Source organism: Nonomuraea sp. 3-1Str (genome assembly GCF_031570565.1).
Lineage (GTDB): Bacteria > Actinomycetota > Actinomycetes > Streptosporangiales > Streptosporangiaceae > Nonomuraea.
The window spans coordinates 76,449-92,046 of record NZ_JALHBK010000020.1; the positions used below are offsets into that span (position 1 = coordinate 76,449).

Consider the following 15,598-nt stretch of genomic DNA (forward strand, 5'->3'; position numbering starts at 1 on the left):
GGGCATGGGAAAGGGCGGGCCGTCCGGCCCGCCCCTCACCCGGTGCGACAGGTCAGCGCGCGGCCGCGCCCGCCCGTCGCTTCGTCCACACGTCGAAGGCGACCGCCGCGAGCAGGACGATGCCCTTGACCAGCATGACGCGCTCGCTCGGCGAGCCGATGAGCGACATGCCGTTGTTGATCACACCCATGATCAGGCCGCCGGTGATGGCGCCGACGACCTTGCCGACGCCGCCCTGGACGGCCGCGCCGCCGATGAAGGCCGCGGCGATCGCGTCCAGCTCGAACGAGTTGCCGGCCGTCGGACCGGCCTGGTTGAGCCGGCCGGCGAAGATGATGCCGGCCACGGACGCCAGCACGCCCATGTTGACGAAGATCCAGAACACCACGGACTTGACCTTGATGCCCGACAGGACCGCCGCCTGGAGGTTGCCGCCCACCGCGTAGATCCGGCGGCCGAACACCGACCGGTTGGCCAGCAGCGAGTAGCCGAGCACCAGCAGGGCCAGCAGCACCAGCACCCACGGCAGGTTGCGGAAGCGCGCGAGCTGCACCACCACGGCCATGATGAGGACGGCCGCGGCGACGATCTTCAGGGCGAAGACCGGCAGCGGGTCGACGCTCTGGCCGTAGCCGGCGCGGGCGGTGCGCGTGCGCCACTGGGCGCTGGCCATGCCGACGATGGCCAGCACGCCGATCAGCAGGCTGAACAGGTCGGCGCCGCCGAGCGGGCCGAGCCCGACGTTGCCCAGGTAGCTGTCGGTGAAGCCGTTCGACAGGGTCCGCACCGCGTCGGGGAACGGGCCGATGCCCTGGTTGCCGAGCACGGTCAGCGTGAGCGCCCGGAACAGCAGCATGCCGGCGAGCGTCACGATGAACGACGGGATGCCGAAGTAGGCGATCCAGTAGCCCTGCCAGGCCCCGATCAGGCCGCCCACCACCAGGGTGAGCACCAGCGCGATCGGCCAGGGAACCCCGTAGTTCACCATCAGCACGGCCGACACTGCGCCCGTGACCGCCACCACCGAGCCGACCGACAGGTCGATGTGCCCGGCGATGATGATCAGGATCATGCCGATGGCCAGGATCAGGATGTAGGAGTTCTGGACGACGATGTTGGAGATGTTCTGCGGCTGGAGCAGGGCGCCGTCGGTCAGCACCGAGAACAGCACCACGATCAGCGCGAACGCGATGTAGATGCCGCTCTGGCGGATGTTGATGGACAGGCCGCCGAGCTTCAGCCGCCCGGGCGGGCTCTGCTCGCCCTTGTCGTCCCGTCCCGAACCCGCCTGGAGGTCGGCGGGGGTCGTACTGCTGCTCATCCGGACTTACTCCTGTCCCATGGTCATGTGATGCATCAGGCGTTCCTGCGTCGCCTCCTCGCGGGGCAGCTCACCGGTGACCCGGCCCTGCGACAGCGTGTAGATGCGGTCGCACAGGCCGAGCAGCTCCGGCAGCTCCGAGGAGATGACGAGCACCGCCTTCCCCTCGTCGGCGAGCTGGTTGATGATCGTGTAGATCTCGTACTTGGCGCCGACGTCGATGCCGCGGGTGGGCTCGTCGAGGATGAGCACGTCGGGATCCGTGTAGATCCACTTCGACAGCACGACCTTCTGCTGGTTGCCGCCGCTCAGCTTGCCCACGATGCTCTGCACGCTGGGCGCCTTGATGTTCATGCTGCGGCGGAACTCCTCGGCGACCTTGTACTCCTCGTTCTCGTTGACCCAGCCGCGCTTGCTGAGCCGGGTGCCGAGGCTCGCCGAGGAGATGTTCCGCTTGATGTCCTCGATGAGGTTGAGGCCGTACCGCTTGCGGTCCTCCGTGGCGTACGCGATGCCGAGCCGCACCGCGTCCTGCACGTTGCGGATGTGCACCTCGCGGCCCTCCTTGAAGACGCGGCCGGAGATGCCGACGCCGTAGGTGCGGCCGAACAGGCTCATCGCCAGCTCGGTACGGCCGGCGCCCATGAGCCCGGCCAGGCCGACGATCTCGCCCCGGCGCAGCGTGAGGCTGGCCTTGGAGACGACCTGCCGGTCGGGCTGCGACGGGCTGTGCACCGTCCAGTCCTCGACCCGCAGGACCTCCTCGCCGATGTGCGACTCGTGCGGCGGGAAGCGGTTGTCCAGGTCGCGGCCGACCATGCCGGAGATGATCCGGTCCTCGGTCACCTGGCCGCTCGCCATCTCCAGGGTCTCGATCGTCTGCCCGTCACGGATGATCGTGATCGAGTCGGCGATGTCGATGATCTCGTTCAGCTTGTGCGAGATGATCACGCAGGTGATGCCCTCGTCGCGCAGGCCGCGCAGCAGGTCGAGGAGGTGCGCCGAGTCCTGGTCGTTGAGCGCCGCGGTGGGCTCGTCCAGGATGAGCAGCTTCACCTTCTTCGACAGCGCCTTGGCGATCTCCACGAGTTGCTGCTTGCCCACGCCGATGTCGGCCACCTGCGTGACCGGGTTCTCCTCCAGGCCGACGCGCCGCAGCAGCTCGCCGGCCTGGTGGTTGGTGCGGTTCCAGTCGACGAGCCCGCGGCTGGCCCGCTCGTTGCCGAGGAAGATGTTCTCGGCGATGGACAGCTGCGGGCACAGCGCCAGCTCCTGGTGGATAATGACGATGCCGGCGTCCTCGCTGTCCTTGATGCCGCCGAACCGGCACAGCTCGCCGTCGAACTCGATCCGCCCCTCGTAGCTGCCGAACGGGTAGACCCCGGACAGCACCTTCATCAGCGTCGACTTGCCGGCGCCGTTCTCGCCGCAGATGGCGTGGATCTCGCCCCGGCGGACGGAGAGGCTCACCTCGTGGAGCGCGCGCACTCCGGGAAACGTCTTGGTGATGCCCCGCATGTGCAGGATGTCATCGGTCATCGAAGGTCCTTACCGGTGGAGGTCAGCCGAGCTGGGCGGCGGTGTAGTAGTTCGTGTCCACCAGGGCCTTCTGGTAGTTGCTCTTGTCGACGATCATCGGGTCGAGGAGCTGGGCCGGGACGACCTTGTTGCCGTTGTCGTAGTCCTTGGTGTTGTTGACCGCGGGCTTGCCGCCCTTGAGGACGGTGTCGGCCATGGTGACCGTGATCTTGGCCAGCTCGCGGGTGTCCTTGAAGATGGTGGAGTACTGCTCGCCCGCGATGATCGACTTGACGGAGGCCAGCTCGGCGTCCTGGCCGGTCACGATCGGGTAGGGCTGGCCGGCGGTGCCGTAGCCGTTGCTCTTGAGCGCCGACAGGATGCCGATGGACAGGCCGTCGTACGGGGAGAGCACGCCGTCGACCTTGCTGTCACCGGAGTAGGTCTTGGTGAGGATGTCCTCCATGCGCTTCTGCGCGGTGGCCGGGTCCCAGCGCAGGATGGCGACGGTCTTGAAGTCGGTCTGACCGCTCTTGACCTTGATCGTGCCCTTGTCGATGTACGGCTTCAGCACGGACATGGCGCCGTTGAAGAAGAACGTGGCGTTGTTGTCGTCGGGGGAGCCGGCGAACAGCTCGACGTTGAACGGGCCCTTGGCGCTGCCCTCGGAGCCGTCGGCGTTGAGCACCTTGAGGCCGACGAGCAGGGAGGTGGCCTGCTGGACGCCGACCTTGAAGTTGTCGAAGGTCGTGTAGTAGTCGACGTTCGGGCTGTTGCGGATCAGGCGGTCGTAGGAGATGACCGGGATCTTGTTGTCGGCGGCCTGCTGGAGCTGCGTGGTCAGGGCGGTGCCGTCGATCGAGGCGATGATCAGGAGCTTGGCGCCCTTGGTGATCTGGTTCTCGATCTGGTTGACCTGGGTGGGGATGTCGTTCTCCGCGTACTGGAGGTCGACCTTGTAGCCGAGCTTCTCCAGGCTGGACTTGACGTTGTCCCCGTCGTGGATCCACCGCTCGGAGGACCTGGTCGGCATGGTCACGCCGATCAGGGCCCCGCTGGTGGTGCCGGAGGACGCCTGCTTGTCGACGGTCTTCTCACTCGATCCGCACGCCGCGACGGTGGCGGTGAGTGCGAGGGCTGAGACGACCGTCGCGATCCGTCCGAATCTCATGTGTGTGTCTCCTTGCGGGGTTGCGCGTACGCGAAGGGTCCGCCGGACCTCCGGCCACAGCGGGGGGTACCTCTCCCGCGAGTGGCGCGGCGGGAGCGGTGGGTCGTCGTGTCCCCGGCACGGGAACGTCCAGGTGGGCGCTCCGATGGAATGGTCCGAAACCCACGTGCCGTGGACCGACCTGCGGTAGGATAAGCCCGGTTTGTGGCATTTCGTGACACCCCGCCTGCGTTGATCGCCGTTGAGGACAACGTGCCTAAGGCCATGAGTGTTATCGCTAACAATTTGCCTGTCAACGGTGTGCGATAACGTCTCGGAAACAGACCATTCACATTCCGGGTCGCTCTTGTGCCTGGTAGAGGACGTGTGAGGCCCGGCTCCGCCGCCGAAACCGGCGCTCCGGGGCCCTGGGCAGGCGATCATCCCATGTGAGCGAGAACACGCGGCCTGCGCGAGCGGCCTCGGGCTCGGCGGCAGCCCGTAAGGTGTGGTGTGCGCGTCCGCCCGGTGTGCCGTAGTGTTCGCGAGTCTCAGGTCTTCGCGGATCTTCGGTCTTCGCGGGTCTTCGCAGGACTTCGCGCACGAGCGGCGGGAGGTGAGGATGGCGCGCATCGTCTTCGTCGGCGCCGGCAACGTCGAACTCGTGCGCAGGGTGCTCTCCGACCTGTTCCTCGCCTCCTCGCTGCGGGGGCGCCTGGAGGTCGTGCTGCATGACGACGACCCCGCCCACCTGGCCACGGCCGAGGCGCTGGTGCGCGCGCTCGACGCCGAGGCCGGCTCGGCGGCCGTGGTCACCGCCTGCCCCGACCGGCGGCGCGCCCTCGACAGCGCCGACTTCGTGATCAGCTACGTCGACCGGGGCGGGTTCACGGCCTCGCTGCGCGACTTCGAGATCCCCCGCAGGTACGGCCTGCGCCAGACGATCGGTGACACCATCGGCGTCGGCGGCATCTTCCGCGGCCTGCGCGCCATCCCCTTCTTCGTCGAGCTGGGCCGCGAGATGGCCGAGCTGTGCCCGGACGCCTGGCTGCTGAGCTGCAGCGATCCCATGGCCATGATCGGCTGGGCGGTGGAGGAGGCCACCACGTTCGAGCGCTTCGCCGGGGTGTGCCACGCCGTCTGCGACACCCACGCCTACCTGGCCGACCTCGTCGGCCGCGACCTCGACGAGGTGACGTTCCTCAGCGCCGGCCTCAACCACCAGTCGTTCGTGCTGCGGTTCGAGGCCGGGGGCCGCTCGCTCTACCCGGAGCTCGACGCGCTGCTGGCCGCCGACCCCGACCTGGGGCGGCACGTCCGGACCGAGATGTACCGCCGCTTCGGCCACTTCCCGACGCAGTCCAGCGAGCACGCCGCCGAGTACGTCCCGTGGTTCATGCGGCACGCCGAGGAGACCGAGCGCCTCGGCGTGCAGATGGAGGAGTACCTGCGCCGCCTCGGCCAGGACATGCACGCGTACGAGGAGACGCGCCGCGCGCTGTCGGCCGGCCGGCCGCAGCTGATCAGGTGGCAGCACCAGGAGCCGGCCGCCGCCGCGATCCTCGCCACGCTGACCGGCCGGGAGAAGGAGGTCTACGTCAACGTCCGCAACCGCGGCCTGATCGGCAACCTGCCGGAGGACTGCTGCGTCGAGGTGCCCGCCACGGTCGACGCCACGGGCATCCACCCCCGGCCGGTGGGCGACCTGCCGATCCAGCTCGTGGCGCTGCACCGGACCTTCCTCAACGTCGTGGAGCTGACCGTGCGCGCCGTGCTCGACGGCGACCGGCGGCACGTCCACCACGCGGCGATGCTCGACCCGAACACCGCGGCGACGCTGCCGCTGCCCGCCATCGAGGCGATGTGCGACGAGCTGATCGACGCGCACGGGGAGTTGCTGCCGGAGGCGATCCGCCGATGATGGAGTCCATGCCGACCGAGGTGCGCCGTGAGCGCATGCTCGGCATGCTCATGGAGCAGGAGTTCGCCCGGGTGGCCGAGCTCGCGGAGGCGTTCGGCGTGTCCACCGTGACCGTCCGGGCCGACCTCGACGCGCTGGAGGAGCAGGGCCGGGTGCGCCGGGTGCGCGGGGGAGCGGTCGCGGCCGGGTCGCCGCCGCGCGTCGAGCCGTCGTTCGAGCTGTCGCTCGGCACCGCCGCCGTGGAGAAGGCGCTGATCGGCAAGGCGGCGGCGCGGCTGGTCGCCTCGGGTGAGAGCGTGCTCATGGGGGCCGGCACGACCACCGCGTACGTGGCCAGGGAGCTGGTCGCCCGCGCCGACCTCACCGAGGTCACGGTCTTCACCAACGGGCTGCGCACGGCCCTGGAGCTGGAGCCCGCGCTGCCCCGCTTCGCCGTCGTCGTCACCGGCGGCAGCCTCCGCCGCCAGCAGCACTCCCTGGTCGACCCGCTCGGCACCCGCATCCTGGAGGGCATCCGGGCCGACACCGTGTTCCTCGGCTGCGGCGGCGTCCACCCGGAGGCCGGCGTCACGAACGTCAACCTGCCCGACGCCGAGATGAAGCAGCGGATGCTGCGCGCCGCCGGCCGCCGCGTGGTGGTCGCCGACTCCTCCAAGCTCGGCAAGGTGGAGATGGCGCCGGTCTGCCCGCTGTCGGAGGTGGACCTGCTCATCACCGGCGAGTCCGCCGACGCGTCGGTGGTGGCGGTCCTGCGCGAGCGCGGCCTCAAGGTGGACCTCGTCGGCTGACGCGCGAACGCCCGCCCGGTTGTCCGGGCGGGCGCGCGCTGGGTGGGCGTGGGCCGGGCGAGGTGGTGTCAGTCCGCGAGCGTGACGCGCAGGGACTCCGGCAGCAGGTCGCCGTGGGCGAGCGTCAGGTCGTCGCACATCCGCCAGATGGCGTCCAGCGACAGCGTGGCCGAGGCGTTCGGGTCGGCCATCACCGCGTGCCGCACATGCTCCGGCCGGCCCTCCTCGGCCGCCCGCACGGTCAGCTCGTTGACGTTCACGTACGACCGGTTGAGCGCCGCGCACTGCGGCGGCAGCGCGCCCACCCGGGTCGGCATGACCCCCGAGGAGTCCACGGCGCAGGGCACCTCGACCACGCAGCCGGGCGGCAGGTTCGAGATGAGGCCGTCGTTGACCACGTTGCCGTACACCACGCGCGGCACGCCGGTCACCAGGCTGTGGATGATCTGCGGCGCGTACTCGCCGGTGCCCTCGACGGACAGCTCCCCGCCGTGGCGCACGGTGTCGCGGGTGCGCTTGTACTCGCGGATGTTCTCCTCGCTGATGCCGACGTACGCGCCGACCGGGATGCGCAGCCGGTCGATCTCGGCGTCGTGGTGCAGCAGCCACGGCACGTACTCGGAGGAGTGCTCGCTCGTCTCGGTCGGGTAGTGCCCGAGCCGCCGGTACATCTCCACCCGGACCCGCCGGCGCAGCTGCGGATCGGCCTCCACCGCCGCGTCGAGCCGCCGGTACAGGTCGGCGCCCTCGTGCTCGAACCGCAGCACCCACGCCTGGTGGTTGACGCCCGCCGCCAGGTAGGTGATCTCCTCGTACGGCACCTTCAGCAGCTCGGCCAGGTCGTGCATCGTCCAGTACACCGAGTGGCAGAGGCCGACCACGCGCCGCACCCTGCTCGCCAGGTACCAGACGTTCATGGCCATCGGGTTGGTGTAGTTGAGCAGCAGGGCGTCCGGGCAGACGGCGCCGATGTCGGTGGCCAGCGCGTCCAGCACGGGGAACGTGCGCAGGGCGCGGAAGACGCCGCCCACGCCGATCGTGTCGGCGATCGTCTGGCGCAGGCCGTAGCGGGCGGGGATCTCGAAGTCGGTGACGGTCGCGTCGTGCCCGCCCACCTGGATCATGTTGATCACGAAGTCGGCGCCGTCGAGCGCGGCCCGCCGGTCGAGACTCGCGGTGATCTCGGGGCGGGCGCCGCGGGCGGCGGCGATGCGCCGGGCCACCGCCTCGGCCACCTCCAGCCGCTCCGGGTCGATGTCGTGCAGCGCGATCCGGACCTCCCGCAGCTCCGGATAGGCGAGCAGGTCGGCGATGAGGCCGTGCGTGAACACGACGCTGCCCGCGCCGATGAAGACGATCTTCGGGTTTATCATGAGGTGGCTTCCTCCCAGGTCGGCTGCGCCGCTGTGCCCCCCGCGGCTCGGGTGGAGAGGGTGCCGCAGGCCACGGCCACCTCAAGGCTCCGCCGTACGGGCAGGCCACGCAGACGGGACGCGATCAGGCCCGCGTCGAAGCTGTCGCCCGCGCCGACCGTGTCCACGACCACGGCCGGGCCCTGGTGAGCCGGCGGCGGCGGGGCCGGGACGCGGAGCGGCTCGCCGTCCACGATCGTCAGGGCACCCTCAGCCCCGCACTTGACCACCGGCGTCGTGCCCCGCGCGGCCAGCTCGCGCAGCGCCTGCCCGAGCTCGGGGACGCCCGCGATGGCCAGGGCCTCGCGCTCGTTGGGCAGCAGGACGCCGGTCAGCGGCAGCACCTCCTCCAGCCCTTCCCAGCGGCCGGACGGGTCGTCGTTGGTGTCGAGCGAGGTGGTGGCGCCGGCGGCGCGGGCCGCCCGGAACAGGTCCGGCACCCCCTCGGCCAGGCGCGGCTGGAGGTAGAACGAGGAGACGTGCACGTGCGCCACGCGCGCGAGGAGCTCGGGCGGCACGTCGCCGGCGGACGTCCGGCCGAGGCAGCCGGGCGCGGTCAGGATCGCCCGGTCCTGCCCGTCGGCCAGGATGACGGTGAGCGCGGTCGCCGCGCCGGACTCGACCACGCAGGCGGAGACGTCCACCCCGCGGCGTGCGAGCGTGTCCAGCACGAACGCGCCGGCCGGGTCGTCGCCCACCCGGCCGGCGAAGGCGACACGCAGGCCGAGCCGGGCGGCGCCGCACGCGGTGATCGCGCCGGAGCCGCCGAGCACCAGGTCGCCGGTGTCCACCAGCTCCTCGCGCTGACCGAAGGCGGGGCGGCGGGGCGCCCCCGAGACGATCACGTCCGGGTTGGCGTCGCCGACGACGAGCAAGTCGAAGTCCGAGAGGGCCATGGGGAGGACGGTCCCAGCACCTTCGTTCTCTTGTCAATACTTTCGCAATGCATCCGGTATTGCCGAAGAAGGGGGCATTAGGCGAAGGTATTGACAAGCTTTCGAAAGTCGCCATGATGGGCTGAACCACGGCCGCTCCACCGGCCCGCCCCCGCCCCCAGGAGGTTCGGAGATGCTGCGACGACCGGGCGCCCGCACCGCGCCCGCCGGGGTCCCACCGGTGGCGGGCACCGGCCCACATCCGGGACCCGCCGCCGGCCCGGCACCGTCCCGTCACGGGCCCGCCCCCAGGGAGCCCGCCCCTGGATCAGGTCGTCGGCGGGCGCCCGGCACGCGCGGAGACGGACGGCTCGCCGCCGCCTTCCTCGCGCCCGTGCTGCTGGGATTCGGCCTGTTCTACCTGTATCCGGCGCTGCGCGGCGCCTGGTACTCGATGACCGACTGGAACCTGCTGTCACCACCGCGCTTCATCGGCCTCGACAACTACGCCCGGCTCGTCCAGGACCCCCTGTTCTGGAACTCGCTCAAGGTCACCGCAGGGTACGTCATCCTCAACCTCGGCATCCAGCTCCTCGCCGGCCTCGGCCTGGCCGCGCTGCTGCACCGGCTGACCCGCTCCCTGGCCCTCCGCTCCCTGCTCCTCATCCCGTGGCTGGTGCCCAGCGTGACCACCGGCCTGCTGTGGATGTGGCTGCTCGACGCCAACCTCGGCTTCGTCAACCACCTGCTGACCTCCGTCGGCCTGCCCAACCAGGGCTTCCTCACCTCCCCGGACCTGGCGCTGCCCAGCGTGGCCGTCATCACCTCGTGGAGCGGCACCGGCTACACGGCGCTGCTGCTGTACGCGGGGATGCTGCTGGTGCCCCGGCACGTCTACGAGGCGGCGGCCCTCGACGGCTCCGGCGAGATCCGCACCTTCTTCCGCGTCACGCTGCCGCTGATGCGGCCCATCCTCGCGTTCGTGCTCGTGGTGTCGCTCATCGACTCGTTCCAGCTCTTCGACGCCGTCGCCGTCACCACCAAGGGCGGCCCCGTCAACGCCACCCGGGTCGTCTACTACTACATCTACGAGCAGGCGTTCACTCACTTCAAGATGGGCTACGCCTCCGCGCTGGCGTTGAGCCTCGTGCTCGTCCTCGGCGTGCTGACCTTCGTCCAGATGCGCCTGCTGCGCGCCTCCACCTCGGACCTCACATGAACAGACCGCTCCGGGGCCGGATCGGCCGCCCGATCGCCTGGGCCTGCCTGATCCTCGCCATCGTGATCTCCCTGTTCCCGCTCTACTGGATGCTCCGCACGGCGATCACTCCGGGCCGCGAGCTGAGCGGGGACACCGCCGGGCTGCTGCCCCGGCACCCGACGCTGTTCAACTTCCAGCGGGTGCTCGGCCTGGCCGGCCGGGAGGAGGCGCGGGCGGCCGGCGGATCCGGCGCCGACCTCGACTTCTTCCTCTACCTGCGCAACTCCGTCCTCTACACCGGGCTCATCACCGCCGTGCAGACCATCCTCTGCGCGATGGCCGGCTACGCCTTCGCCCGGCTCCGCTTCCCCGGCCGGGACCTGCTGTTCGGGGTGTTCGTGGCGGCCCTCATGGTCCCGCCGATCTTCACGCTGCTGCCCAACTTCGTGCTCGTCAAGGAGCTCGGCTGGCTCGACACCTTCCAGGGTCTCGTCGCGCCCAGCATGCTCATGACGCCGTTCGCGGTGTTCTTCCTGCGCCAGTTCTTCCTCGGCGTGCCGCGCGACGTCGAGCAGGCCGCCCTCATCGACGGCGCGGGCAAGGGCCTCATCTTCTGGCGGGTGGTGCTGCCGATGAGCCGGGGGCCGCTGCTCACCCTGGCCCTCACCACCGCGGTCTGGACCTGGAACGACTACCTGTGGCCCCTGCTGGTGGCCCCCGGCGAGGAGACCCGGGTGCTGACGGCGGCGCTCGGCATCTTCCTCAAGCAGTCACCGAACACCGCGCCGGACTGGACCGGCCTCATGGCCGGCTCCGCCCTGTCGATCATCCCCGTGCTGCTGCTCGTGGTCTTCTTCGGCCGCCGGCTCGTGGACTCCATCCAGTTCTCCGGCATGAAAGGTTAGCGATGAAAAAGGCGCATCTGGCGGCGGGCGCGCTGCTGCTGCTCACGGCGGCCTGCGGCGGCGGCTCGGCTGGCTCGGGCGGCTCCGGCTCAGCCGATGATCCGGTCACGATTTCGTACGCTCTCTTCGACGACGCCCAGCAGGCCGGCTACCAGCGGTGCGCCGACGCCTTCCAGCAGGCGAACCCCGGGATCACCATCAAGATCACACAGGCCGCCTGGGACCAGTACTGGCAGAACCTCACCACCCAGATGGTCTCCGGCAGCGCCCCCGACGTGATCACCATGCAGGCGTCGTACTACCCGCAGTTCGTCAAGAACGGTCAGCTCCTCGACATCGAGCCCATGGTGCGGGCCGACAAGGTCGACCTCGGCCAGTATCGGCCCGGCCTGGCCGAGCTGTGGCTCAAGGACGGCAAGAGGTACGGCCTGCCCAAGGACTGGGACACGATCGCGATCATCTACAACGCCACCCTGGCCAAGAAGGCCAAGCTCGACCTGAGCGACCTCACCTGGAACCCCCAGGACGGCGGCACCTTCGAGAAGGCCATCGCCAAGCTCACCGTCGACAGCTCCGGCCGCCACGGCGACGAGCCCGGGTTCGACAAGTCCAAGGTCGCCGTGTACGGCATCACCCCGGAGCTCAAGGACGACGGCCTGGGCCAGAACGGCTGGGGCGACCTGGCCGTCTCCAACGGCTTCTCCTACATCGACAAGAACCCGTTCGGCACCCGCTACTTCTACGACGACCCCAAGCTGGCCGAGACCATCGCCTGGTTCAAGGGGCTGATGGACAAGGGGTACGCGGCGCCGTACGACAAGGTCAGCTCGCTCGGCCCCGACGCGGTGCTCGGCTCCGGCAAGGCGGCGCTCGGCATCACCGGCTCCTGGACGATCAAGTCGTACCTGGAGTCCACGGAGCAGAAGTTCGCCTTCGCCCCGCTGCCGACCGGCCCCCAGGGCCGCAAGTCCGCCTTCAACGGCCTGGCCGACAGCATCTACGCGGGGACCAAGCAGCCCGAGGCGGCCTGGAAGTGGGTGAAGTTCCTCGGCTCCACCGGCTGCCAGGACATCATCGCGGACACCGCCGTGGTCTTCCCCGCCATCTCCTCGTCCACCCAGCGCGCGATCGCGGCGCACAAGGCGGCGCACCGGGACATCAGCGCCTTCACCACGGTGGCCGACGCGCCCGGCGGAACGTTCCTGCTGCCGGTCAGCGACCACGCCGACGAGATCAACCAGATCGTGCTCACGGCGCTGGAGGAGGTCTGGCTCGGCCAGAAGGACGCCCGAACCGCCCTGACCACGGCCAACCAGCAGGTCAACGCCCTCTTCGCGAACGACTGACGCCCCGCCCGATCGCGCGGTGCGCCGCACCCCCCGCCGCACCCTCGCCGCAGCCCCGCCGGGCCCGCTGCCGGGCCGCGCGGGGCTGCGGCATGCCACGGTTCCGGGCCTGGCGGGCCGTGGCATGGTGGCGGTAGAAGGCCCTCCGTGGGCGGGGAACGGACGAGGAGATCCTGATGCGCACGTGGCTCACCGAACGGTTCGATCTGGATGTGCCCCTGGTCGGGGCGCCCATGGCCGGGGTGGGAGGGGGGCGGCTGGCCGCGGCCGTGTCCGCCGCCGGGGCGCTCGGCATGTTCGGCGTGCCCTCGGCCGCCGGTCCCGAGTGGATCGCGGAGCAGGCGGCCGTCGCCGCCGCGGGCGGCCGGCCGTACGGGATCGGGCTCCTGGCGTGGGCGCTGCCCGGCAACCCTGGCCAGTTCCGGGCCGTCCTCGACGCGCGGCCCCCGATCGTGTCGGTGAGCTTCGGCCCGTACGAGCGCTACGTCGGCGAGCTGCGGGAGGCCGGCATCACGGTCGTCACCCAGGCCGGGACCACCGAGGAGGCGCGCGCCGCCGAGCAGGCCGGGGTGGACGCCGTGGTGGCCCGCGGCGGCGAGGGCGGCGGCCACGGGCGCGGCGAGGTGGCGACGCTGCCGCTGCTGGAGGGGGTGCTCGACGCGGTGCGGATCCCGGTCCTCGCCGCCGGGGGCATCGCCACGGCCCGCGGGCTCGCCGCCGTGCTGGCGGCCGGCGCCGAGGGTGCCTGGACGGGCACCGCGTTCATGGGCTGCGCCGAGACGACGATCTCGGAGGCGGCCACGCGGCGCCTGCTGGAGGCGGGGGAGACCGACACCGCGTACGGGCGGGTGTTCGACGTGGCGCAGCGGCTCGGCTGGCCGGCCGAGTACGGCGGGCGGGCCCTGCGCAACGCCTTCTTCGAGCGGTGGGCGGGCCGGGAGGACGAGCTCGCCGCCGACGAGGACGCGCGCGCCGCCCTGGAGGCGGCCCGGCGGGACGAGGACTTCGACACCGCCTTCGTCTACGTGGGACAGGGAGTCGGCCTGGTGCGGGAGCGCCGCACGGCGGCCGACGTGGTCGCCGGCTTCGCCGCCGCCGAGAAGCTCCTGCACCGCTTCACCCGCTAGGCGCCATCACGCCTCCTTCGAGGTCCGCCCGGAGGGCGACCGGGCGGGCCGGCTCGTCCGGACCACCGACGTGCTGCCCCACGCGCGAGCCGCAGAGGTCCGCGTGCGCGTCGAACGCGGCGCGCAGGAGATGAGACGGGCCCTGGAAGCCGCGGCACGTGACCGGTGACCTTGCTCGAATGCCCGCGCTGACCTGGGGAAACACTGAGACTTCGATGGTTGTCAGAGCGGGTGTGGTATGTGGTAGGCTCATCGTAGTTGCAGTGTGGTACCCATGAACGTGTGTGCGCCTGACGGGATCCGACCCCTCGGGCGCATTTTGTTTGCCGGTCATTTCCGGACGGGACATCGCGGCGACGTGGGGCTCGTGACGTGCGAGTCCTGGCTCTGCGCCTATCGAAGGAGATTGACATGGCGACTGGCACCGTGAAGTGGTTCAACGCTGAAAAGGGCTTCGGCTTCATCGAGCAGGACGGCGGCGGCGCCGACGTCTTCGCCCACTACTCCAACATCGCCGGCCGCGGCTTCCGCGAGCTGCAGGAGGGCCAGAAGGTCAGCTTCGACATCACCCAGGGCCAGAAGGGCCCGCAGGCGGAGAACATCACCCCCGTCTGACCCTTCCGGGGGTGACGCCTCCCCGCCCGGCGCGTTCCGCCCGGGCCTGAGGCACACGACCTGAGCGAGCCGGTCCCGCGCCTGAAGAAGGCGAGGGGCCGGCTCGTCGCGTATGCGCGGCCGCTCGGCCACCATCATCCGGTGACAGCCGCCGCGGCGGGCGCCGAGTGGGCGGACGAGTTCCGGGACCGCCTCACGGTGAGCCGCTCGCCGGCCCAGAGCGCGAGTGCCCCCGCCGAGAGCACGGCTCCCAGCACGCTCACCCCGGACCATCCGGCGTGCGCCCAGACCAGCGAGGTCAGGGCCGAGCCCGCCGCCCCTCCGGCGAAGTAGGACGTCATGAACGCGGAGTTGACCCGGTTGCGCGCCTCGGGGCGCAGCGCGTACACGACGTTCTGGTTGCTGTTGAGCACGGCCTGCTGGGCGAGGTCCAGCACCACCACGCCCACGACCAGCCACAGCAGGGACCGCCCGCCCAGGCCGATCGGCAGCCACGACGCCAGCATCAGCGCCGCCCCGGCCGCCGTGATCTTCTGCACGTGGCCGCGGTCCGCCAGCCGCCCCGCCACCGACGCCGCCAGCGCGCCCGCCGCCGCGGCCAGCCCGAACAGGCCGATCGCCGACTCCGTCCACCCGTACGCCGGCCCGGCCAGCAGGAACGTCAGCGCCGTCCACAGCACGCTGAACGAGGCCAGCGCCATGGCGGCGATCCCGGCCCGCCACCGCAGCACCGGCTCCGAGCGCAGCAGCCCGATCGTGGAGCGCAGCAGCGCCGGATAGCTCAGCCCCGCCGAGGTCCGCAGCCGCGGCAGGAACACCCGCAGCAGCACGGCCATCAGCGCCATCAGCCCCGCCTGCACCCAGTACGCGGTCCGCCAGCCGCCCAGGTCCGCCAGCGCCCCCGACGCGGTCCGCGCCAGCAGCAGCCCCAGCACCAGGCCGGTCATCACGGTGCCGACCACCCGGCCCCGCTCGGCGGGCCGGGCCAGCGTCGCCGCGAACGGCACCACCACCTGAGCCCCCACCGAGGTCAGCGCGGCCAGCACCGTGCCTGCCAGGAGGGCCGCGCCGCTCGTCGCGGTGGCCGACACCAGCAGGAACACCGAGGTCGCCGCGTAGAGCATCACCGCCAGCCGCCTGCGCTCCACCAGATCGCCGAGCGGCACCAGCAGGATCAGCCCGAGCCCGTACCCGAGCTGCGCGGCCGTCACCACCAACGCCGCGAGCGACGGCGACAGCCCGAGCTCCCCGCCGATCAGGTCGAGCAGCGGATGGGCGAGGTAGTTGCCCGCCACCGCGAGCCCGGTGGCCGCCGACATCAGCAGCAGCAGTCCCCGCGGCAGACGCCCGTCGCCGCGGTCCATGAAGGTCTTCGTCATGCCGTCCAGCGTGGCGGAGCCGGCATCAATGAGTCCAACA

At 71.0% G+C, this 15,598-nt stretch carries 13 protein-coding genes; 7 read left to right on the forward strand and 6 right to left on the reverse strand.

From position 1 onward, the window contains the following. Positions 1–52: 52 nt before the first annotated feature. Genes mmsB through chvE form a run of 3 tightly spaced genes read right to left on the reverse strand, consistent with a single transcriptional unit; the run spans position 53 to position 4,010 of the window. On the reverse strand, positions 53–1,321 hold the full coding sequence (mmsB, locus tag MTP10_RS28005) for a multiple monosaccharide ABC transporter permease (protein ID WP_310712694.1): 1,269 nt from the start codon (positions 1,319–1,321) through the stop codon (positions 53–55). A 6-nt stretch (positions 1,322–1,327) separates the two neighbouring features. Next, on the reverse strand, positions 1,328–2,860 hold the full coding sequence (mmsA, locus tag MTP10_RS28010) for a multiple monosaccharide ABC transporter ATP-binding protein (RefSeq protein ID WP_310712695.1): 1,533 nt from the start codon (positions 2,858–2,860) through the stop codon (positions 1,328–1,330). 22 nt (positions 2,861–2,882) lie between these two features. Then, a complete protein-coding gene (gene chvE / locus MTP10_RS28015; RefSeq protein ID WP_310712697.1) occupies positions 2,883–4,010 on the reverse strand; it encodes a multiple monosaccharide ABC transporter substrate-binding protein in 1,128 nt (375 codons plus the stop codon). Between the two features lie 601 nt (positions 4,011–4,611). Here chvE and MTP10_RS28020 point away from each other — a divergent pair. Together MTP10_RS28020 and MTP10_RS28025 are read left to right on the forward strand one after the other, a co-directional pair. Beyond that, positions 4,612–5,910 carry an alpha-glucosidase/alpha-galactosidase gene (locus MTP10_RS28020; protein ID WP_310712699.1) on the forward strand — a complete coding sequence of 433 codons (1,299 nt, stop codon included), beginning with the start codon at positions 4,612–4,614 and terminating at the stop codon, positions 5,908–5,910. Positions 5,911–5,918: 8 nt separating this feature from the next. Beyond that, entirely contained in the window at positions 5,919–6,698 is a 780-nt protein-coding gene (locus MTP10_RS28025; protein ID WP_310712700.1) for a DeoR/GlpR family DNA-binding transcription regulator, read from the forward strand. A gap of 68 nt (positions 6,699–6,766) precedes the next feature. Here the strand turns inward: MTP10_RS28025 and MTP10_RS28030 are convergent, their stop codons facing one another. Next, positions 6,767–8,071, reverse strand: coding sequence for an alpha-glucosidase/alpha-galactosidase (locus tag MTP10_RS28030; protein WP_310712702.1), 1,305 nt, complete (start codon positions 8,069–8,071; stop codon positions 6,767–6,769). Then, positions 8,068–9,006: a carbohydrate kinase family protein gene (locus MTP10_RS28035; protein WP_310712704.1), complete on the reverse strand. Its 939-nt coding sequence runs from the start codon at positions 9,004–9,006 to the stop codon at positions 8,068–8,070. Before MTP10_RS28035 ends, MTP10_RS28030 begins: the two co-directional genes overlap by 4 nt. A 373-nt stretch (positions 9,007–9,379) precedes the next feature. Between MTP10_RS28035 and MTP10_RS28040 the strand changes: the two genes are divergently transcribed. The 5 genes from MTP10_RS28040 (at position 9,380) to MTP10_RS28060 (ending at position 14,179) form a co-directional block, all read left to right on the forward strand. Then, on the forward strand, positions 9,380–10,204 hold the full coding sequence (locus MTP10_RS28040) for a sugar ABC transporter permease (RefSeq protein ID WP_310712705.1): 825 nt from the start codon (positions 9,380–9,382) through the stop codon (positions 10,202–10,204). After that, positions 10,201–11,091 carry a carbohydrate ABC transporter permease gene (locus tag MTP10_RS28045; RefSeq protein WP_310712706.1) on the forward strand — a complete coding sequence of 297 codons (891 nt, stop codon included), beginning with the start codon at positions 10,201–10,203 and terminating at the stop codon, positions 11,089–11,091. The genes MTP10_RS28040 and MTP10_RS28045 overlap by 4 nt, the downstream gene beginning before the upstream one ends. Before the next feature lie 2 nt (positions 11,092–11,093). Beyond that, positions 11,094–12,437 (forward strand): sugar ABC transporter substrate-binding protein, encoded by a 1,344-nt coding sequence (locus MTP10_RS28050; RefSeq protein WP_310712707.1) that lies wholly within the window; start codon positions 11,094–11,096, stop codon positions 12,435–12,437. A gap of 176 nt (positions 12,438–12,613) precedes the next feature. Next, positions 12,614–13,564 carry a nitronate monooxygenase gene (locus MTP10_RS28055; protein WP_310712708.1) on the forward strand — a complete coding sequence of 317 codons (951 nt, stop codon included), beginning with the start codon at positions 12,614–12,616 and terminating at the stop codon, positions 13,562–13,564. A gap of 411 nt (positions 13,565–13,975) precedes the next feature. After that, complete coding sequence (locus tag MTP10_RS28060) at positions 13,976–14,179, forward strand: cold-shock protein (protein WP_310712710.1); 204 nt, start codon at positions 13,976–13,978, stop codon at positions 14,177–14,179. Positions 14,180–14,313: 134 nt separating this feature from the next. On the opposite strand, the gene MTP10_RS28065 is transcribed toward MTP10_RS28060, so the two are convergent. Next, positions 14,314–15,558 (reverse strand): MFS transporter, encoded by a 1,245-nt coding sequence (locus MTP10_RS28065; RefSeq protein ID WP_310712712.1) that lies wholly within the window; start codon positions 15,556–15,558, stop codon positions 14,314–14,316. Positions 15,559–15,598: the final 40 nt, after the last annotated feature.

Bases quoted from the DNA above. Each gene is read 5' to 3' on its own strand.
- mmsB (WP_310712694.1), bottom strand. From the start codon at position 1,321: ATGAGCAGCAGTACGACCCCCGCCGACCTCCAGGCGGGTTCGGGACGG.
- mmsA (WP_310712695.1), bottom strand. From the start codon at position 2,860: ATGACCGATGACATCCTGCACATGCGGGGCATCACCAAGACGTTTCCC.
- chvE (WP_310712697.1), bottom strand. From the start codon at position 4,010: ATGAGATTCGGACGGATCGCGACGGTCGTCTCAGCCCTCGCACTCACC.
- MTP10_RS28020 (WP_310712699.1), top strand. From the start codon at position 4,612: ATGGCGCGCATCGTCTTCGTCGGCGCCGGCAACGTCGAACTCGTGCGC.
- MTP10_RS28025 (WP_310712700.1), top strand. From the start codon at position 5,919: ATGCCGACCGAGGTGCGCCGTGAGCGCATGCTCGGCATGCTCATGGAG.
- MTP10_RS28030 (WP_310712702.1), bottom strand. From the start codon at position 8,071: ATGATAAACCCGAAGATCGTCTTCATCGGCGCGGGCAGCGTCGTGTTC.
- MTP10_RS28035 (WP_310712704.1), bottom strand. From the start codon at position 9,006: ATGGCCCTCTCGGACTTCGACTTGCTCGTCGTCGGCGACGCCAACCCG.
- MTP10_RS28045 (WP_310712706.1), top strand. From the start codon at position 10,201: ATGAACAGACCGCTCCGGGGCCGGATCGGCCGCCCGATCGCCTGGGCC.
- MTP10_RS28050 (WP_310712707.1), top strand. From the start codon at position 11,094: ATGAAAAAGGCGCATCTGGCGGCGGGCGCGCTGCTGCTGCTCACGGCG.
- MTP10_RS28055 (WP_310712708.1), top strand. From the start codon at position 12,614: ATGCGCACGTGGCTCACCGAACGGTTCGATCTGGATGTGCCCCTGGTC.
- MTP10_RS28060 (WP_310712710.1), top strand. From the start codon at position 13,976: ATGGCGACTGGCACCGTGAAGTGGTTCAACGCTGAAAAGGGCTTCGGC.
- MTP10_RS28065 (WP_310712712.1), bottom strand. From the start codon at position 15,558: ATGACGAAGACCTTCATGGACCGCGGCGACGGGCGTCTGCCGCGGGGA.